At 65.2% G+C, this 17,675-nt stretch carries 9 protein-coding genes; 4 read left to right on the top strand and 5 right to left on the bottom strand.

Going from position 1 to position 17,675, the window contains the following annotated elements; all coding sequences use genetic code 11:
• Positions 1 to 138: 138 nt before the first annotated feature.
• Positions 139 to 753, top strand: a complete 615-nt coding sequence (locus CH286_RS25295) for a hypothetical protein (protein ID WP_094610704.1) — start codon at positions 139 to 141, stop codon at positions 751 to 753.
• Positions 754 to 911: 158 nt separating this feature from the next.
• On the top strand, positions 912 to 6,941 hold the full coding sequence (locus CH286_RS25290; RefSeq protein WP_255182765.1) for a helicase-related protein: 6,030 nt from the start codon (positions 912 to 914) through the stop codon (positions 6,939 to 6,941).
• Between the two features lie 71 nt (positions 6,942 to 7,012).
• Here the strand turns inward: CH286_RS25290 and CH286_RS27680 are convergent, their stop codons facing one another.
• The 5 genes from CH286_RS27680 to mobF all read right to left on the bottom strand — a co-directional run bounded on the left by CH286_RS27680 (position 7,013) and on the right by mobF (position 16,335).
• On the bottom strand, positions 7,013 to 7,564 hold the full coding sequence (locus CH286_RS27680; protein WP_094650295.1) for a hypothetical protein: 552 nt from the start codon (positions 7,562 to 7,564) through the stop codon (positions 7,013 to 7,015).
• 69 nt (positions 7,565 to 7,633) lie between these two features.
• A complete protein-coding gene (locus CH286_RS25285; protein WP_094610703.1) occupies positions 7,634 to 8,200 on the bottom strand; it encodes a hypothetical protein in 567 nt (188 codons plus the stop codon).
• Positions 8,197 to 8,787, bottom strand: coding sequence for a hypothetical protein (locus CH286_RS25280; protein ID WP_094610702.1), 591 nt, complete (start codon positions 8,785 to 8,787; stop codon positions 8,197 to 8,199). Before CH286_RS25280 ends, CH286_RS25285 begins: the two co-directional genes overlap by 4 nt.
• Before the next feature lie 385 nt (positions 8,788 to 9,172).
• Positions 9,173 to 10,033 carry a hypothetical protein gene (locus CH286_RS25275; RefSeq protein ID WP_094610701.1) on the bottom strand — a complete coding sequence of 287 codons (861 nt, stop codon included), beginning with the start codon at positions 10,031 to 10,033 and terminating at the stop codon, positions 9,173 to 9,175.
• Positions 10,034 to 10,107: 74 nt separating this feature from the next.
• Positions 10,108 to 16,335 (bottom strand): MobF family relaxase, encoded by a 6,228-nt coding sequence (mobF, locus tag CH286_RS25270; protein WP_176458343.1) that lies wholly within the window; start codon positions 16,333 to 16,335, stop codon positions 10,108 to 10,110.
• Between the two features lie 175 nt (positions 16,336 to 16,510).
• On the opposite strand from mobF, the gene CH286_RS25265 reads away from it, so the two are divergent.
• Both CH286_RS25265 and CH286_RS25260 read left to right on the top strand, forming a co-directional pair.
• Positions 16,511 to 16,858 (top strand): hypothetical protein, encoded by a 348-nt coding sequence (locus tag CH286_RS25265; protein ID WP_141215890.1) that lies wholly within the window; start codon positions 16,511 to 16,513, stop codon positions 16,856 to 16,858.
• Positions 16,855 to 17,673, top strand: coding sequence for a hypothetical protein (locus tag CH286_RS25260; protein WP_094610698.1), 819 nt, complete (start codon positions 16,855 to 16,857; stop codon positions 17,671 to 17,673). Before CH286_RS25265 ends, CH286_RS25260 begins: the two co-directional genes overlap by 4 nt.
• The last annotated feature ends 2 nt before the right edge of the window (positions 17,674 to 17,675 follow it).

Here is a 17,675-nt window from a genome sequence, read left to right as displayed (position 1 = left end):
CGTTAACGACCCCCACCCGGCCTCGGGTTGCGCGGGTCGCTTACACCTCTCGCCCGACTTCAGGAGCGCACGCTGTGGCCAAAGATTCCGACGATTTCCAACTCGATTTGTTCGCCGAGACAGAGGACAGTGACACCCATGATCGACCCGATAACGCAGGAGATAATGAAGCTCTACCTGGAGCACCAGGGGCTGCCGCCGGAGTTGAGCCCGGAGGATCAGCAGGCGTTCCTCGAGAGCGAGAGCGAGCGGATCGCGGAGCGGATCGACAATATGAAGATCTATATGGAACAGCAAGTGCTGCGGAACTACATGCGCGACAACGGCCAGCCTCCCCCGTACATGGAGAAGGTCGGGTTGATCAATCAGGCGTGGGCGCAGGCGACGGACTTCGTGATCAACGAGGAGATCTACGGCCATCTCCCGCCGGAGATGGAGGCCTACCCGCCGGATCAGGAGAGCCCGGAAGCCGAAGCCGAGCGGGATCGGGCACGGATCCAGGTGCACCGGAGCGATCCGGAGCGGTGGCGCAACCCACTGAACTGCGCGGACCCGGACAAGGAAGCGAACCAGCTGACGGACCTGTTGTGGGCGGAGCAACCGATGAGGTTCCGGTACTACGCAGCGCATTTGATCGCGGCGCGGATCGAGGACAACGAGCCCTACCCGACGTCGACCGAGCACCCGCTGTTTCTCACGTTCACGAGCCAGCTCGACGAGCGGGTGGCCGAGCACGCGGCAAGCGGAAGGTAACCCGCCGCAGCGAATCCGACGCCCAGCTGGACCTGTTCGCGTTCGACGCCGACGGTGCAGCGCCGATCGACCCGACTGCCGTCGATGTCGGCGGCACACCGCTGCCCACACCAGTCGATCCCGACGTTCTGGTCGCTGAGGCCGACGCTTCCCAACCGGTGCCGAAGTTGCAGCCCACCCCAAAGGTTTTCGCGGACAACGCCGTCGACGCCACGGTGCTACCGCCGTCCCCGGTCGAGCTGGTGCGCGACGCGTACGGGCGGCTGGCGCGCGAGGACGAAGCCTATGTGCGGCTGGCGCGGATCCGCGCCGACCTCGACGGGACACTGACCGCCGAGCAGGTCACAGACGCTCTGATGGAGCTGCGGCGTGCGGGCGATGTGTCGTTGATTCCCGAGGAGAACCAGAAGACTCTCGGGCCCGACGATCGCGCCGCCGCGATCAGCTACGGCAACCAGAGTCGGCACCTGATCGCCGTCGACGGCCGCCGCGTCGACCAACTCCTCGCCGCGCAGAGCACTCCCCCACCCAGCGTCGAGACCGACTCCCCCACAGTCGAACCGACACCCGATCCCCCGGCGATTACCGCAGTCCCTGACACCACCGAAGGGATGATGGTCGACACTCAGACGGTCGCCGAGCGATTGTGGAATGTCGAGCCCGTCGACTTCCGGCCCGGCACCGAGATTCTGGTGCCCTCCGGAGCGAAAGCCCGTGTATCGGCGAACATCGACGCCCTGCGCACCCTCGCCGTCATCACCGCGCAGGATCGCTACGCCACCGCCGACGAGCAAGCAGTCCTGGCTCGCTGGTCGAGTTGGGGCGCGACTCCACAGGTCTTCGACCCGCGACGCGACGATTGGACCGCCGAACGCGAGCAACTACGCACGCTGCTCGACGACACCGCCTGGGGTCAGGCGCAGCGCACCATCCTCAACGCCCACTACACCGACCCGGCCATCGCGGCGGCGATGTGGAAGGCGACGATCCGGGCCGGGTTCACCGGCGGCCGTGTTCTCGAACCGGGCTGCGGGTCGGGAACATTCATCGCCCACGCCCCGGCGTCGGCGCAGATGGTCGGGGTCGAGCTCGACGCCACCACTGCCGTGATCGCCGCGGCGTTGAATCCCTTGGCGCAGATCCGCGGCGAAGGGTTCGAGAAGACCACCGCGCCGGCGTCCTCGTTCACCGCGGCGATCGGCAACGTCCCGTTCGGGGACTATCGGCTCTACGACCCGGTTCACAACCAGGCCAAGCACTCGATCCACAACCATTTCATCGTCAAATCGTTGGCGATGACTGCACCCGGCGGGTACGTCACCGTCCTGACCTCCCGCTACACCCTCGACGCCCAGAACCAGCGAGCCCGCCGCGACATCGCCGCCCTCGGCGACCTCGTCGGCGCAGTGAGGTTGCCGTCCAACGCGTTTCGGCGGGTCGCCGGGACAGAGGTCGTCACCGACATTCTCGTGTTGCGTCGCCGCGCCGACGGAGCGAAGCCCGCACCGTTGACCGAGCGGTTCCTGCAGCTCGAGAACGCCACTGCTCTCGACGATGCCGGCGAGGACAAGGGCGTATCGATCAACGCCGTCTACACCGATCACCCCGAGTGGGTGCTCGGTGAGCTGCGGGTCGGGCACGGCATGTACGGCAACGAGACTCTGTCCGTCGACGCGACCGACAGCGACGTCGACCTCGCTTCCCTGGTCGAGGATCGGCTCACCGCGATCGTCGATGTCGCGAAGACCGACGGCCTCGGGCTCACCGCATCGTGGCGCGACACCCTCGGGCCGACCCGGGAAGACTTCGAGCGCGGGCTCCTCGCGATCGGGAACGGCCCGGCCCAGGACGAGCTCGCGGTGGGAACGCTGCGGCACGACGCGCAGATGGAGACCATCGAACGCTGGAACTCCCGCGATTGGGAGCCGGTGAACACTCGCGGAGCCAAGCAGGTCGCCGAATGGGGCGAGCTGCTCGCGCTGCGCGACACCACCCACGCCCTGATCGACGCGCAACGCGGCCCCACCGACCCCAGTCAACGGCAAGCGCTGCGGGAGATCCTGGGTGAGCAGTACGACGCCTACGTTGCCCGCTACGGCCCGATCAACCGGTTCAAGATGTCGATACCCAAGGACCTCACCGAATCGCAGCACGACGCCGCTCTGGCGAAGCTGATCGAGACGTGGCGTAAGGACGAAGGGGTTGCCGGCGACCCCTACGCCGGAGAGGTTCCCGAGGACGTCTACGCCCGGCTGTCCGACGATGCCTGGATCAACCCGCGCCAGCCCACCAAGCTGCAGAGCCACCTCGGCCGAGCTATCCGCACCGACCCGACGTTCGCCGCAGTGCTCTCCCTCGAGCATTTCGACGAGGAGACCATGACGGCCCGCAAGGCGGCGATCTTCCACACCGACGTCCTGCACTCGCGTGAGCTGCGCCGCTACGCCGAGACGGTCGACGAGGCGATGGCCATCAGTCTCGACGAGCACGCGCGTCTGGACGTCGGGCGTATCGCCGAGCTGCTCGGAACCACCGCCGAGCAGGCCGAGACGCAGATGGAGGGACGCGCTTTCCGTACGTTGACCGATCCGACTCGGTGGGTGTCGTCGTCGACGTACCTGTCGGGCAATGTCCGCACCAAGCTCGCCGACGCCGAAGAGATCGCCGCCCTCGATCCCCGCTACCAGGCGAACGTCGATGCATTGACTGCGGTGATCCCTCCGCGCAAGACCGATGTCGATGTCGCTCTCGGTGCGCCGTGGGTGCCGATCGAGACCTACACCCAGTTCGTCCGCGAGACCTTCGAGGTGCCCGCCGATGTTCCGGTGACCATCGAGCGGGCATCGGGACGATGGTCGGTCACGGTCGGGCACTACGCGGACTCGGGAGCGCAGAATCTCAAATGGGGTCTGGTACCCAAACGGGGCGCGTGGTCGACGAAGTACAACTTCGAGCACCGGCCCGCCGAAGACCGCGGTATCGGCAACGCCGGTATGCGCGCCGGGGACTACGAATGGCCCGCGATGCTCACCGACCTGCTCAACAGCGACCCGATCGAGATCACCAGCTCCAAGGAGTTCCGCGAGAGTGCCGGCGCACCGACGGTGCACGATGCCGCGACCCGCGCCGCTCAGTCCAAGGCGCGACGACTGGCGCAAGAGTTCGGGCAGTGGGCGTTGCACGCCGACGAAGTGCGCCGCGAACAGCTCCTGGACATCTACAACGACAAGTTCAATTCGCTTGTCGCGCCGGTGCATTCGGGCGCTCACATGTCCTTTCCCGGTCTCGGGGAGAAGTACTCGCCGTACCCGTATCAACGCGACGCCGCCGCTCGGATCGTCTCCGAGCCGACGGTGCTGCTCGATCACGTCGTCGGGGCCGGCAAGACCGGCACCATCTTGATGGGTGCGATGGAGCTCAAGCGCCTCGGATTGGCGAACAAGCCGTGGGTGGTGGTGCCCAACCACATCATCGACCAGGTCGTGCGCGAAGCGGGTCAGTGGTATCCCGGCGCACGGATTCTGTCCGGATCGGCGGCCACCGACGCCGAGGGGCGCCGGTTGCTGGTCGCGCAGTCCGCCTCGCAGGACTGGGACATGGTGATCGTGCCGCGGTCGGCGTTCTCCTCGATCGGGGTCGATCCCGGCACGAAAGCCGAATACATCCGTACCCAGGTCGAGGCCATCGCCGCCGAGCTCGACAACGTCGAGAGCATCCAGACCGGCAAACGGCTCGAGGCGATGAAAGCCAAGCTCGAGGAGAAGCTCGAAACCGCGCTCGAACAGGCCGGGAAGGATCTGGGGCTCACGTTCGAGGCATCGGGGGCGGACTACCTCTTCGTCGACGAAGCCCACGAGTTCAAGAACCTCGCTCGCGCGTCCGGGGTCACCGAGCTCGCCAACGAAGGTTCGCACCGGGCCACCGATCTCGATCTGAAACTGAACTATCTGCGGTCGATGCGCCGCGAGGAAGCGATTACCAAAGGCATCCCGCCAGAGGAGTACGTCGAACGGGTCGCCACGTTCGCCACCGGAACCCCGGTCGCGAACTCCCTCGCCGAGCTGTGGGTGATGCAGCACTACCTGCGTCCGGATCTGCTCGAGGACGCCGGGGTCGCCCAGATCAACGACTGGGGAGCGACGTTCACCGACACCGTCGAACGGGTCGAGCTGAATTCGTCCGGATCGAGACTGCGGGCGATCACCCGGGTCGGTGAATTCACCAACGTCGGTGATCTCATCGGGATGACCAGCGTCTACACCGACGCGGTCACCCGTGATCAGGTGCCCGCGAACCTGCCCGTCAAGGACGGTGGCCGCAACACCGACGTCACGTTCACCCCGGCGCTGGAAGTGCAGGACTTCATCGCCGACCTCGGGTATCGCGCCGACCATGCCGACGCCAAACGCCCGGATATCGACAATGCGCTCAAGGTCGCCAACGACGGCCGCAACGCCACCCTCGACCCCAGGGTCGCGCACCTCGATCCGGCACCGCCGGAGCATTCCCGTGCGCACATCGTCGCCGAGCGAATCCTGGACGTGCACAACGACTCCAGCGAGAACACCTACCTCGATGCCTCCGGTGAACCCCACCCGACGCCGGGTGCGTTGCAGATCGTCTTCTGCGACCGCTCCACCCCGAAAGCCGACGGGTCGTGGTCGATCTACGACGGGATCCGCGAGGAGTTGGTCGCCGGCGGAATGGAGCCCGCGCAGATCGCCTACGTCCACGACTACCCGAAGCCGTCGGAGAAGGCCCGCCTGTTCGAGATGTGCCGCACCGGACGGGTATCGGTGGTGTTCGGGTCCACCGAGAAGATGGGCACCGGCACCAACATTCAGGATCGCGCGATCGCGCTGCACCACGTCGACGTGCCGTGGCGACCGGCCGACCTCGAACAGCGTGAGGGCCGAATCATCAGGCAGGGCAACCAGAACGGGCATGTGAAGGTGTTCAACTACGTTGCCGAGAAGACCTTCGACACCGTGATGTGGCAGACCGTGCACCGCAAGGCGCATTTCATCGAGCAGCTCAAGAGAGCGGACCGCTCGATGCGGCGGGTGGTGGACCTCGACAGCGATTCGCTTGCCGAGAACTCGGCGATGACCAAGGCCCTTGCCACCGGTGACGATCGGTACATCCAGCAGATCGAGCTCGACTCCCAGCTCCAGGAGCTCCAGTCCGAGGCGGATTCGCATTTTGCCGAGCAACGTTCGATCGAGCGTGACCGCGACCGGTTGCGCCGCGAAGTACCCCGCGCGCGTCAGCGGGTTGCTCAATTGGCCGAGGCGGCACCGGTGCTCAAAGGCCGGCGCGAGGTCGAGCAGTGGCCCGGCATGACCATTCGCGGGGTGTTCTACGACAAGCGCAGCGACGCCGCGAATGCGATGGCCTCGGCACTGCAGGGCACATATCACTCGCTCAAAGGCGAAGGATTGACCAAGACGGTGGTGATCGCGGAAATGAGCGGATTCCCGATCGAGGCGTCCCGTCCCGCCCAGGACAGTGCGCTGTATCTGTCGTTCTCCGGACTCGGGTCGTCGACGAAAGTGATCGAAGCCCGCGACCTGCACCCGAAGATCGGGGACACTGACCGCAGCCAGCACGCTTTCGGGCTGCTGACGCGGGTGGAGAACATGGCGTACACCGTCGACACCGACCTGGCCAAGGCCGAACGCTCACTTGATCGAGACGAACAACGCCTCGACGACCTCGACCTGATCGAGCTCTCGGAGTTTCCGAAAGCAGTGCAGCTCAAAGACCTCTCGAACGAAGTCGCCCGACTACGCAGGGAGATCAAGGAAGCCGAAACCAGCCCCGAAGCCCTCGCCCGAGATGCTGCACGCGCCGAACGCGCCGCAGCGAAAGGCCGCGAGCCGAAGTGGTCCCTCATGCTCAACCCCACCCCCGCCCTCGTCGAAGACCTCGGAATGGGCAGCGCCGACGCTGTACGAGCGATGATGCACGACAAAGCTATTGCTGCTCAGCTTGCCGCTGCGCAGAGTGCGGTCGCGGACGGACAGCTGGGATCGGGCGATACCTCGACCCGCCCCGGAAACTTCCTCCGCGCTGTAGACGACAACCCTGGAACGACCAAACCCTGGAACGGTACCGACAACCGAGCTCCTGAATCCGGGCCCGATCATGGGACAGAAAGAGGCCACGACTACGGTGCCGGGGACTAGCAGGGCAACTATAAACAGACGGTCCGTCAAGATATCTTGACGGACCGTCTGTACCTACTGCTTTCGGTCAGCTACCGGCGCTGCCCCTCTGATCCAGGACTTTTCTGCAACGTTCCTTCTGGCTTGTGCGCATCTCCGTCACCGACCAGGCCCGCGAAGCCGGACACCTTCCAAGTCTTCTTTGTGTTTGGACGCATCTCACCGTCTTCGGCGCTGATGAGAATTGTCTTGCCACCCGGGTAGGAGACCAGAGCGTCACCGCCTAGATGAGCCAATGCGGTGTGGGCTGCGACCAGGTTCTCGGCTGCGCGAAGTGTTTCACCATCTGGAAGGAGACCCTCGCGCTCACCAACAGCACTGCAACGCCGAGTCAATGCGCCGACGAATGCCGCGACATCGTCGACCGGTTCCGTGTGCTCACGCGCAGCAGACTCTTCCTGTAAACGCTTCTGTTGCTGGGCTTGCAATTGTTCAGGCGACTGTTTCAGGAGCCAGAGTGCGCTTGCTGGGGGTTCTTTGCCCGCACGCTTCGCGGACCGTACGGCCAGCTTCGCTGCGGCGTGTGCGCTGCGCGCGAAGCGGTCAGGCGGCAGGTCGTGAATGCGCTGTTCTAAGTTCGTCATCGTCGTCGGCTCCCTACGGTTTCCCGCGTTACACAGTTCAGTGTGCGCTTGGTGCACCAGAAATGCACGTCAGCTCGGTTCTACGGGAGCTGTGGATGCGAGGAGGTGGGCGTCGGCGTAGTACTCCCCCCATTGAGCAATGAACTGAACGAGCACCTGATCCTTGAGCTTCTCAGCCTCATCCCCCAGCAAATCGACCACCTCGAAGATGACCTCCGGGGGCAACTTCGGATCGTTGCCACCATCGGTCTCGGAATTCTCGAAAATGAACCGGAACCGCTCCCAACATCTGTCCAGCGCCTCTGCCCGGACTTCCTTCTCACGTTGAAGCCTCGCGGACTCGGCCGCAGACTCGCTGGTGCGGCGGTACGCAATGAAAGTCACCACGGCTGCGCTGATCGCGAAAAGACCCGCCGTGACAACACCCAAAGGTTGCGCGGTGACTTTCCAGAACTCCAATGGACCAGGAACCTCGTAGAGGCGACCCAAACAGAACGCAATCGCAAGCAGCACAAGACCGATCACTACGACGATCGCCTCGCCCACCCTCATACGACGGACCGCATCGTCCGCCAGGATGTCAACCGAGGTGTCCCGATCCACGCCTCCGGTCGAGCCCGGAGTACCGCTGGTCATGATCCGGCATTCAAGTAGCCGATGGGTCCGCCGCTAACGACCTTGATTCTGCTGCTCATGATCTGCCGCACCCGATCTTTGTACTGGACGGGCACTGCCGGACTAAGCGCCCGGTCCACCAAGCCTGGGTAGACGCGGTGCAACAGGGTGCCGCTGTAGTGAAACCGAGGCTTGTCTTCACCGGAACGTACTTGTTCGCTTTCGACGTCTTCGATCTTGTACACGGCAACCGGGACGGTCGCGACGGTGACGACGAACAGCTCGTTATCGATCACTCTTCTCGGGTACGAACGCCACCATCGAAGGCTGGTGGCATCGAGCTCCTCATTGGAATGTTCGGTGCTGAAACCAATCCACGGGCGATCCTCGCCGGGGTACGCCCGCTTACGTGCATCCGTTCGCAAGACGGTCAACTCACCCTCTTCGACAACAAGGTAGCTACGCCGTTCGAGACGCTCGACCACTTCCAAACGAATGGGGTTCTCCAGGACGCGGGCGGCAAGAAGCTTGTCTACCGCCCCCATGGCAATGTTGAGGCGAGATGACGTCTGACCGCGCGTGAGGATGTCCGGTACGGGCTCGTCCATACGTGTGGGGGGCGCGAATTTCGCTAGGGCCATGGTTCGTTCCTTCGATAGGAGTTTCTCCAGATCGGAGCCCGACGTAGCGCCGTGACAGTCGTCCTTGGAGATGAGAACTTCACACTACCCGTGTATTGGGTTCGATACATGATTGCTCCGCTGAACCTTTGGCACCCCGCTCAAACCGGGCGGCCCTTAGAGGCCCCGAGGTAAGGCGATGCAGTGACGGATTTCGCCGTCGCGCCGGTGTCTCGCGCGATGTGGCGGCACGCCCAGCCTGATTGTGGGTCCAATAGCTCCGGTTCACCTAGGGCGGACGAGCCCATCCAGTTAATTCACCTGAATGACGCTTCTCGCGACTGATGTCCGGCCGTCACCAAATTAGGGACGATCAGTAGGGCAGTTTCCATTCGATCGGAAACCACGGATCTTGCATTCCCAGATACACCTGAGATTTGAGAACGGCTATGGTGAACGTCCGATTTATTCGGACATCCGTATCCTCTTCAGGCTCATCGCATGGGATCACTACTCTCAACGGGTTGCGCACCGCTGTGTATTGTTCAGCTGTGTAGAACTGATCGACCTCTATTGCCCGACTGGCCACCAGAGGGGACGAGTCCACCCTGTCAGCCGAGGGCGTTATCACAATATCGAAATTAACAACTTTTGAATCCGAACCTACTTCGTTTGCGTTTTCTTTTTGGCAAGCCTCGTCGGCGTAACGCAAGCACACAGTCATCTCTGCCGGGAGACCGCTTCCGTCCAGTACATGGACTGCTGCGCCGCAGTTGGGAAAGGTCATCGCCCCACGCTGAGAGAGATATGTATTCTCAAGGGCTAAGGCAAAAGACTGCTTTAATTTACTTGTAGTTGGCATGTCTGGATGCACCGAACCTAGAATAGTGTAGTTCGATTGAAGGGGAGCAGCGACCCGAAGTACGCCGTAGGCAATAGCCCCTGCCAAAACAGCCACCACCATTCCAATAACTGCCGCGCGTTGCGCGACACTCGCCGGCTCACTACGGTCGGTATCAATCAGTTTCCGTGCCTGCTCGTTTATTACCTTTAGAAGATCTTCCTTCTCCTTTCCGTCTGGAAGTTTCTCCCATACGGTGACTTCTTTCGACAGCGTCTCGCGGATGTTCTCTCGATTTCGGACACTGATGATGTAGTTGGAGTAAATTATCGCTGCCGTCGTCAACAACGCAACGAACCCTGATATGAGGGAGCCGATCACTGCTGGCTGCATGCGCGGATGATACTCCGCATCAACCTTCTCACAATGAATCCATCTTCATCCGATGCGAGCGACGCAGTTTGGCGTTACAGCCCGAGCTCATCGTCATACAGACGCTCCGACTCGGGCGCACTGTATCGCTCCACCGGCAACCCATGTCCGGTCCCACCTTGACCGTTCCTGGAGCCGCGGGCGTCTGCAAGTATCCCCGCGACGCGCTTCTGAGCAGCAGCATCGTCGATATCCACGTTGGTGGCGCGGACCTTGGTGTCGGTCAGTCCTTCGATCGGGGATGCCACGACAGCGTGCGGTGACTTGTTAGTAGCGCGGATACGTTGTTCGGCTGTGTGCCGTCTACTAGCCAATGTCACCGAATGCAGACGCCGGCCTTGTTCGGTGATGGCGGTGTCGAACACCGCGGCTGCGGCGAGGTCTGCAGCGCGGCGTTCGGGCTCGGCGGCTCGTTGCACGATCGCGGGCCACTCGCTGGTCTCGGCCTGAACGCGTCCGGCGGCGTCGCGGGCGGCACGTTGGGTGTCGCGGACCTGGCGGGCGAGGCGTTCTTCCCGCAGTCGTGCGTCGTCGACGGCCGGTTCGATGCTCTTGCGCTCACGTCTCTTCGCAGTCGACAGCTGCTCGGAGAGCGTCGCGTGTTCAGTGCGTGCGGCCTCGTACTGTGCGGTGACGCGGCGTAGTTCGGTCTCGATCTCGCGCGCTGCTGCGATCGCAGCGGCTTGCTCGTCGAGGCGCGCGTACAGCTTCTCGGTATCCGCAACGACAGTCGGCTCGGTGCGGTCGCGTCCGGCTCGGTCGACGAACGCGGCCAGCTCGGCGTCCGGGACGAGCCGGATCGGGTCTCGTTCCATCTTCGCGAGCAGAGCGGCATCGGCCGGCGAGAGCACAGGCTGCGGCTCGGGTGCAGCCGCGGCGGCGTCCTCTACTGCCAGCTCGGTCGGGGCCGTCTGCTCGAGCTGCTCGACTGCGTCGGCTGCTGGTGCGTCGACAGCCTCAACGGAGGGCTGCACGTGCGGCGTCAAGGTTGGAGCGTCGGTCATCGCTGCACGCAGGGCTGCCTGTTCGGCCCGCCACAGCATCGCTTCGGTGCTGTCGACGTCGGCCTTGAGCTCGGCAAGCGCGGCGAGGTCGATGCTCTCGGCCGCCAGGCGTGCGGTGGTGACGTCGACGGCGGTGACTTCTCCCCCGTCGGCGGCGGTGACGCGCTCGTACTCCGCCGCGGCCTCGTGTGCGCGGGTGCGGGAAGCAGTCGCAGTGTCGTCGACGAATCCGGCGCGCCAGATCTCCCAGTCGAGACCGCGCTGCGCGAGGGCGCGGGCATCGTCGTCCCCGGCGGCAGCGACGTCGGCGGCGACAGCGGGTCGGATGACGGTGTCGATGTGATGCCAGAGTGCTTCGGCCTCGAACTCGCGGTCGGTCCACTCCTGGCGGGTGTCGAGCATCGCGATGCGGGCAGGGCGTTGCCGGTCGGCTCGCTCCTGCAGCTCGGCGAGCATCGTGCGGGCATGGAACTGTGCGGGGCTGGTGCCGTCGGAAATCCGGTTCCGCAGCTCCCGGTACCTGGTTTTCGCGTCGTCGAGATCTGCGGTGAGCAGGCGCACTCGTTCGTCGGTGGTGACCGTCGGGTACGGCAGCTCGATCGTCTCGATCTGCAAGCGCAACGCATCCCACACATCGGCTCCGGCGTCGACGTCGTCGGTGCCGGCCTCGACCGTAGCGGCCTCGATGTCGAGTGGCGGTGCGCCGGCCTCGTGGTCGACCCCGGTGTACTCGCCGTCGTACTCCGGCGGTGGTGCCTGGTCGTAGCCGCCGTCGTACTCCGGTGGTGGCGCTTGGTCGTATTCGACGGGGGCGTCGAGCGCGTCGAGGGAAGCGAGATAGTCGGCATCGGCGTCGACCGGAACCGATGCGGTTGAGCCGTCGACGACGGTGTCGGTCGCAGCAGCCTGGGTCGGTAGTGCTGCCGGGATGACGAACTCGTCGGGCAGCTCACCGCCGATGGTGTCGGAGACCGCCTCGTCGACGACGGGGACGGCTTCTTCGTCCTCGATCGAGAGTGGTTCGGCGGTGGGTGGGGTGTAGGTGCGGGCGAGGTGGTTCTCGCGCACCAGCATCTCGGCCCGCCACGTCAGCGCGGTGGCGAGTTCGTGGGCGGGCAGGGTGACACCGTGATCGACCGGGTCGATGCCGCCGTGCAGGAACTCGTACGCGGTGCCGAGCAACTGTCCCGGGGTCCACAGGGTCGGGTCGGCGGCGTCGACGGTCGCCACGAGCGAGGGCCACGCCGCATCGGACATGACGCGGACGGCGGCGGTGTAGCCGAGCAGTTCGATCAGTACCGGCGTCCACGATGGTTCGAGGACCGCGCCGTCGGTGTCGGCGTCGAGCGCGGCGACGGAGAGTTCACCGGACAGTCGCCACCACAGTGCGGCAGCGGGCAGCTCGTCGGGCAGCGGCGACGTGGCGAGGGAGTCGCGGACGAGGGTGTGGACTTCGATTCCGGCGCGTGCGGCGGCGGAGAGTCGGTCGGCGAGGATCGGGAAGTACGGGTCGCGGGCGATGTGGGTGTCGAGTTCGTCGACGAACGGACGCCACCGGGCGACGGCATCGTTTCCGGTGTCGATCACCTCGGCGGCGCGGCGGTCGAGGCTGCGTTGCGCTTTCACCGAAGCGGCGGCGAGCTGCTCGGGTCCAGTCGGACGGCGATCGGCCGGGTCGACGTCGTGTGCGGCGCGGAACACCGCGAGATCAGTGAGCAGTTCGAGGTCGGGTTCGTCGGTGAACAGCGGCCGCGCCCACACCGGTGCAGTCGTCGGTGTCCACGTGGCGACGTCGGCGGCGATGCGTGCGCAGTGCGCCACCACCAGTTCCTCGCGGGCGTCGAGGTAGGCACCCCACTCGGGAAGATCGTGTACCGCTGTCGGGATGGCAGGTAGCCACGGCAGCGGCCCAGTGGCGGAGGAATGCTTGCCGCTGGGGTCCAGACGCCAGTCGAGCACCGCGGCCCTGTCGAGAGCGGTATCGAGTTCACGCGAGCGGACAGCACTGCGCAGGGCCTCGACGGGATCGCGTCCGTGTGCACCGAGGATCGCCAAATGTCCGCGCAGGGTCGGCCACGCGGGCTCATCGGTCAGACCCGGTGCCTCTTCTTCGGCGGCCACGTCGATCGCGGCCATCACCTCCGGCCCGAGGTGCACTTCGGAGCCGGTGGCCACCGAGTAGTCATAGGCCCGCGCCGCCGGCGAGAGATTCAGGTGCGGATCGTCGGCTTCGGCGAGAGTCGAGTGCGCCGAGACCTGTGCGCCGTCGCGCCGCAGAATCTCGCGGAGGTCGTCGACCGCGGTCGGGGGAAGCATTCCGCGTTCGGTCATCGCGGTGTGCAGGTCGCCGTCCGACGCGGTCGCCAGATACAGGTGGTTGGCTTGCTTGCCGCGGGTGAGTCCGACGTAGGCGAGCTGGCGGGTTTCGTCGCCGGTGGCCACGACGTGGCAGGTGTCGGCGGTCGAGCCCTGCGCGGAGTGCACGGTTCCGGCGTAGCCGAGTTCGGTGGCGGACTGCACGTAGTCGGGTGACAGGGTGACGGTGCGCCCGAGTTCGATATGCCGGACCCGCAGCGAGCCGTCCCGGCCGACTTTCTCGACGATCCAGCGGTCACCGTTGCGGACCCAGTCGGTCTGCGAGAGCGGGTTGCGGCGGTCGTTCGAGCGGGTGCGGACGGTGTCCCCGGCGCTGGCCATGAGCCCGTCGGCGAGGACGGCTTCCCGTCCGACTCGCTTGCCGGTGGCGGCGAGGCGGTCGGTGCGGGCGCGGGTGTTGAGTTCGGCGACGAGCTCGCGGGTCGGGGCGAGCATGAGCGCGTCCTTGCCGGCCGCATGATCGGCCGCCCACGCGGTGTAGGCGTCGTCGGTGACCGTCGCGATCGACCCGACATGGACCCGTCCGTGGTCGATGTAGAACCCGATCGCGGCCTCGTCGCCATCGCGCAACGCAAGCGAGGCGGCACCTTCGGCAGGGTCGCGGAACCGGACGACCTGAGAGAGCGACAACGCGCCGATGCGGTCGTGAATATCGCGGAGCACACCACCGGAGGCGACGGAGGCGAGCTGTTGATCGTCACCGATCAACCGCACCGTTGCACCGCGCTCGACGAGTGCAGTGATTGCTTCGTCGAGATCGAGGGTGCCGGTCATGCCCGCCTCGTCGACGATGACGAGTGTGTCCTCGCCGATGTCGGTGTACCACTGCGGAACTTTCACCGACCGGCCCTCGCGCAAGCGTTGGGTGATGTCGACGAACTTCGCCAACGTATCGGTAGTCGTCAAGATATCTTGACGCAGAACTGCGGCAGCGGCAGCGGTCGGCGCGAACCCGACGACCCGCCCGGCGGCGTTCTGCCACGCGGTCGTCAGTGCTTTCATCGACGCGGTCTTGCCGGTGCCTGCGGGTGCGAGTGCGAGCTGCACTTTCGCTCCCGAGGTCGCCATCGCGCGCACCAGCGACCGCTGGCCGGCGTTGAGGTCGAGACCGTTCGCTGCGGATTCGAGCAACGCAATCTCGACGTGCTTGTCGTCGATCGCAATACCGTCGGTGCGCGCGGCGTGGGCGACGATGCGCGCTTCGGCGTCGAGTACTGCTGCGGTGGTGAGCAACTGCGATTCGTGACGGGTGTGTACATCGGCACCATCGCGTCGGCGCATCACATCCGGGGCGATATCGGCAGCGGGGTCGGTGTCGGCGGCACCGGAGAGGTCGATCGACAACTCGTCCCCGCACGCGAGGTCGGTGACCTTCTCGACGAGTGCGTCGATGCGCTCGGCCGGTGGGTCGAAGGTGCGTACTTGCCGCACGACTTCGGCGCGAATGTTGTGCCGCAGGAACCGTGATCGTTTCCGCGAGACGATGTCGAGTGAGCGTTCCGCGGTCTCACGCACCCATGCGTGATCGAAGTCCGTCGTCGCTTCGGCGGCGGTGTGCGCGGTGATCGAGGAGACCAGTTCCGACAACGCCTTCTGTGATCCGAGGATCTCGATCGCTTCTGCTCGCCAGCCGCTGCGTTGGTCGGCGTGCGAGACCGGTTCGTGCTTGGCGGCACGGGTTTCCAACGTCGCTTGCTGGGCGAGGGAGATCGCTTCGATGGCGGTCGGTTCGCGCCCGTGATCGGCCTGGAAGGTGCGCGCAAGTTCGGCGGTGCGGAGTTTGATCGCGGCGCTGCGCGAGGACCACCGCTCGGCGAGACGTTCGTCCATGCTGTCGATCTCGCGGACTGGACGTTTGCTTCTATCGGTCGACGCTCGCTCGGCGAACCGGACGCCGATGCGTTCACGCAACTGCGCTTCGAGAACGGTGTTGTAGACCTCGGAGGCGGGAACGTTGTTGCGGTACAACGCGGCCCCGTCGAGTGCGAGCCACTTGATGGTGCCGTCGGGCATCGTGGCGGCGACCTTGTTGCTGATCGCGACGTGGGTGTGCAGGTTCGGATCCCCGGCGCGTGAATCGCGGTGGGTGAACTGTGCGGCGATCAAACCGTTGCCGTCGACTTGCGCCACTCCCCCGGTACCGACGCGGGTGAAGCACGCGTGCTTCTCGAGGTACGTCACCGCGGCGGCGATCGCGGACTCGTGCGCCGCTTCGATCTGTTCCGAGACCTCGCGCGGGGCGACCGCCCACAATGCCGACACCGATTTCACCGGTGTGAACGTCAAGTCGAAACCAGCTACAGCGGTGGTCTTTTGCCGACCGACCTTGGCCACCCAGCCCGACAGTTCTCGCTCGTTCGCCGGCGCGCGTCCGTACTCCTTTGCGAACATTCTCGATCCGACATCGGTGCGGATCCGCGCGCGGTCGGCGTCGTCGATCGGGGCGTTCCACTTCTGCCCGCGTGCGAGATTGTGCGCCACGAACGCCTCCGCGCACGCCACCCGATACGCGGTCGCTCCGGAGTCGATCTTGAACGCCCGGCCCAATTTCGCCGACCGGGCGGCGTCGGCCTGAGACGCACCTTGCGCGAGCGCCAGCTCGAACATCAGGTCCGCGTTCGGGTGCAGACCTTCACCGAACAGGGCCTTCATCTGCGCCTCGGACACCTGCTGGCCTGCCGCGACCGATCCCAGACCAGCGAGACCCGCCCCGGCCCAACGGCCCGGTGACTCCCCTTTTTCGGAGTAGTAATCGGCCAACGAGGAAGCCCCGCGCTCGGTGGAATCGGCAGCCGCAACCTGCCGGGTCAGGTACTCGTACCCATCCCCAGCGGTCAGCTTGTGCAGACCCATCACAAACGCGGACTGTACCAGCGAAAGCACGCGCAGCTCCATAGTGCATGAGGTGTGTGGGTTCGTTTGGGCTTTGGATCGGTAAATGGTGACAGGTGGGATTGGGTTGGTGAAATGCAGGTTTGGTGGTGGTGGGTCGGTGATGTGGTGGGAGGTTGTGTCAGGATCTGTGTGTTTGACGGTGTCTGGGGCTATGGTTGGCGGCATGGCGTCGACACAGGCTCGGATGACTGCGCGTGCTCGGGCGCGGGCGGCGCAGCAGAAAGTGCTCGCGGACCGTCAGCGCCGGGACGCGGCGAACATGGCGTCGTTGACGGCGTTCTTCACCGCCGCCGAGCAGATCGACGCCGCGAAACTCGCGATGGCTCGCGCGCTCGACGACATCCGCACCCGCGAAGGAACACTCGCCGCCGCCGCGACACTCACCCAGATCACGACCGGCGAAGCCCGCAAACTTCTGGCACTGCTCACCGACACCGCCGACACCGGCACCGGCTCGACGCCGGACACCGTCGCGGCACCGGCCGACGACACGAACGGAGAACACAGATGAGCGTCTACACCGGCGAACTGGTGGCGGCATTGACCGACGCGGGCTACCCCGCTCCCCACACACCGGACACGGATCCGAACGTGCTCGCCTGGAGCAGCGACGGCACCGTTCCGCACATCCATGTCGACGACACCGGCCGGGTGCGCGTGCACACCGCGGCACGCCTCGACGCGGAGTTCACCCTCGGCCCGCAGCGTCAGTCCGCCGCCGATTGGGTCGCACTGCTGCACCCGCACCTTGCATCACGTGTCGCCGCCGCGACCGGCATTGCGATCGCCGAACCCGTGTCGGTCGTGCAGCGCCGCGCAGCGCTGGTGTGGCTCGAGCCTGATTTCGACAGTCACGGGACGTACGCGGTCTACACCGACAACGCACGCATCCGCGTGTCGGACAAGATCGGCGTCGAGACCGCAACCGACTTGTTCGGCACCGCCCGCGGACACCAACTCGGCGTCACACCGTCGGTGCTGTCTCTGCTGCAATCGGCACTCCTGGGAACGGTGATGATCAACGCCGACCTCGCCTACGCGTCGGCGGTCCAGGGGTACAGAATGTGGCTGCCCGCGATCTCCTTCCGCGACACCCGAGGGTTCATGGAGCGAGCTAACATCCGATTCGGTGGACGCGAGAAACCCGCGCAACCGTCCGTTCCCGACGCGCGTTTTCGTGACTTCCACGCCCCGACCATCGAACTCGCGGCCGGAGGATCGAAGACGACATCGACCTTTGCCGACGCGTCCTCTGTTGCGTTCGTTGTGCTGCGGAACGCGCGGCGTCGACACGTCGCCGATGGTCACCACCTATCGGGACGCTGACC

Source organism: Rhodococcus sp. WWJCD1, from assembly GCF_002258735.1.
Taxonomy (GTDB): domain Bacteria; phylum Actinomycetota; class Actinomycetes; order Mycobacteriales; family Mycobacteriaceae; genus Rhodococcoides.
Note: the sequence above shows the minus strand (reverse complement) of the source record. Positions and strands in the feature narration are given on the sequence as shown.